Source organism: Streptacidiphilus neutrinimicus (genome assembly GCF_000787815.1).
GTDB classification, from domain to species: Bacteria; Actinomycetota; Actinomycetes; order Streptomycetales; family Streptomycetaceae; genus Streptacidiphilus; species Streptacidiphilus neutrinimicus.
The window spans coordinates 1-2592 of record NZ_BBPO01000179.1; the positions used below are offsets into that span (position 1 = coordinate 1).

At 74.1% G+C, this 2592-nt stretch carries 4 protein-coding genes; 3 read left to right on the top strand and 1 reads right to left on the bottom strand.

Annotated elements, in window-relative coordinates:
• The 3 genes from TR48_RS38375 to TR48_RS38385 all read left to right on the top strand — a co-directional run.
• Window positions 1-601: asparagine synthase-related protein (locus TR48_RS38375; RefSeq protein ID WP_042375627.1), on the top strand; the 601-nt coding region annotated here is incomplete at its 5' end.
• A 61-nt stretch (window positions 602-662) separates the two neighbouring features.
• On the top strand, window positions 663-1151 hold the full coding sequence (locus tag TR48_RS38380; RefSeq protein ID WP_052443398.1) for a universal stress protein: 489 nt from the start codon (window positions 663-665) through the stop codon (window positions 1149-1151).
• A gap of 126 nt (window positions 1152-1277) precedes the next feature.
• On the top strand, window positions 1278-1913 hold the full coding sequence (locus tag TR48_RS38385; RefSeq protein WP_042375628.1) for a DsbA family oxidoreductase: 636 nt from the start codon (window positions 1278-1280) through the stop codon (window positions 1911-1913).
• Between the two features lie 37 nt (window positions 1914-1950).
• Here TR48_RS38385 and TR48_RS39600 read toward each other — a convergent pair whose 3' ends face one another.
• Complete coding sequence (locus TR48_RS39600; protein ID WP_161789997.1) at window positions 1951-2376, bottom strand: NPCBM/NEW2 domain-containing protein; 426 nt, start codon at window positions 2374-2376, stop codon at window positions 1951-1953.
• Between the last annotated feature and the right edge of the window lie 216 nt (window positions 2377-2592).

Sequence of the window (2592 nt, forward strand, 5' to 3'; positions counted from 1 at the left end):
CGCCGGTCGTCTGCGCCTGGCGGCGCGCGCCGGGGCCCCCGACGAGCGGCCGGGCGCTCGGCGCGCCCGCCTCGCGCTCCAACGCCGCGCGGCCGACTTCCGGGTCCTGGCCCAGGTCGTCGAGTCCGCCCCCGACGCGCGCGGCCGCCGCCTGCACGCGCCGTTCCTCGACAACCAGGTCGTCCGTGCCTGCCGACTGGTCCCCGACCGTGCGCGCATCCAGCCCGGCGCGCGCCAGGGCATCCTGCGCGCGGTCCTCGCCGGCGCGGGCGTCACCGCCCTCCTGGACGACCTCGCCACCAACGGCTCGGGCCCGCACGACGCCTCGCCTTCCACGGCCACGATGCGCGCCGGCCTGCGTCGGGCCGCCCCGGCCCTGGACCGCCTGCTCGCCACCTCGCTCCTCGGCCGATGGGGCGTCATCGACGTCCCCCACGCCCGCAAGGCGCTCGCCGCCGCCACGTCGGAGACGGCGCCCGGTCCGCTGGACGGCCTGCCGGAGCTCATAGCGACGGAGCTGTGGGTCCGTCGGCTCCACAGCCGCAGGGGCAGTTGCTGGAACGACCTGCGCAGTCCGACCGTCCCCGCGGTGGGAGGCTGAGGGCGCAGGAAGGGCGTGTTGCAGCTGACCGCTCGTCACCACGTCACCGCATCATGACTGCATGCGCCCACTACCCGTCTCGCACGAGCTGCCCCCCGCCGACGCCGGTGTCGGCGTCCTCGTCGGGGTGGACGGCTCGGACGGCTCGTTGTGGGCGCTGGAGCGCGCGCTCCAGGAGGCGCAGGTGCACGGGCTGCCGCTGCGCGTCCTCGCCGCGGTGAATCCCACGCCCAGCGTCGTGACCCCAGGCTTGGAGGACGTGATGCAGGACAGCGTCGACCGGCTGCTGGTGGGGATGACGGACGTCGTGCAGCGCGGCGTCGCCGCCGCCTGCGCGAACGTGCCGGGGGTGACCGTCGCGCCGACCCTGCACGTCGTCGCCGGGGATCCGATCACGCTGCTGCTCAGCGCGTCCGCGCGCCAGCACACCCTCGTTCTCGGCGCGCGCGGCAACGGCGGGTTCTCCCGCCTGCTCGTGGGGTCGGTGGCCTCCGCACTGCTGTTCCACGCGCTCTGCCCCGTCCTGCTGGTCCCGGGCCCGAAGCGCTGAGGGACCTGCCGGACGGACCTGTCGGCGCGGACCTGCTGGGCGGGCCTGCCGGACGGGAATGAACCGGGCGGCCGAGACGTTCTCTGATTGCGCAGAGAATTGTGAAGGTGTGAGGAGCCTGCCCGTATGAAGGTCGAGATCTACTCGGACATCGCCTGCCCCTGGTGCTACATCGGCAAGCGCCGCTTCGACCGTGCCCTCGCCGCCTTCGAGGGCGCCGAGGACGTCGAGGTCGTCTACCGCCCGTACCAGCTCGTCCCGGACGCGCCGACCGAGCCGAGCCCGCACCGCGCCTGGCTGGAGGAGCGCTACGGCCCGCAGTCGCGTGCCATGGACGACCGGGTGGCCGCCATCGGCAAGCAGGAGGGCATCGACTACGACTTCGACGCCGCCCTCCACGTCAACACCGTCCACGGCCACCGGCTGCTCTGGCTCGCCGAGCAGGAGTACGGAACGGCCGTCCAGACGGACCTGAAGGAGCGGCTGCTCGCGGCGCACTTCTCCGACGGCGTCGATGTCGCCGACTTCGCCGCGCTGACGGACGTCGCCGTCGCCGCCGGGCTGGACCGCGCGCGCGTCGAGGCCTTCCTCCCGTCCGACGAGGGCCGCGCCGAGACCGGACGCGAGCTCGCGCACGCCCGTGAGATCGGCGTCAGTGCCGTGCCGACCTTCGTCTTCGACGGCAAGTACGCCGTCCAGGGCGCGCAGGAGACCGAGACCTTCCTCTCCGCCCTGCGTCAGGTGGCACAGCTGGAGGACTGACGGGCGCTTCCGCCCGCGCCCCACCGCCGCGGGCGGCTCAGCAGGTGAAGCCCGCGTCCGCCCAGTCCGCGATCTGGCCGCCCAGGAACCCGTGCGAGCCGTGGACCACCAGGCGAATCGAGGTCAGCCCCGCCAACGGCACGCTGAACGACATCGCCGGATCCCCGCCGTGGACCACCCCGGAACGCCACAGCACCGCGCCCGAGTCACCGTCCTCGACCGTGAACCTCGCCGAACCGAGGCCCATCGTCATGTCGTCGATGCCGACCGACCCCGAGAACAGCGTGCAGCTGCGGTTCAGGTCGATCAGCGTGCGCGACGGCGCGACGACGGTGATGCCCCGGCTGTACGCGTTGCCGCCGACGCTGACGCCGTTCGGACGCTGCCAGAGCCAGTTCAGCGCGTCCGGCTCGATCGCCGGGCCGTCGTTGTTCGACACACCCTGGAACGGCAGGGAGTCCACGAAGTAACTCTGCGGCGGAGGCGGCGGTGCGGGCGTCGGAGTAGGGGTCGGCGTCGGCTTGGGCGTCGGCTTGGGGACCGGTGGCTTCGGCGCGGGCTTCGGGGACGGCTTGACCACCGCGGCGGGCACCGGCGCCGGCGCGGCGGGCTGCGGGGCCGGACTCGACGGAGGCGGCGTGGGGCTCGGCGTGGGCTGCGGCGCGGGGACGCTCGCCAC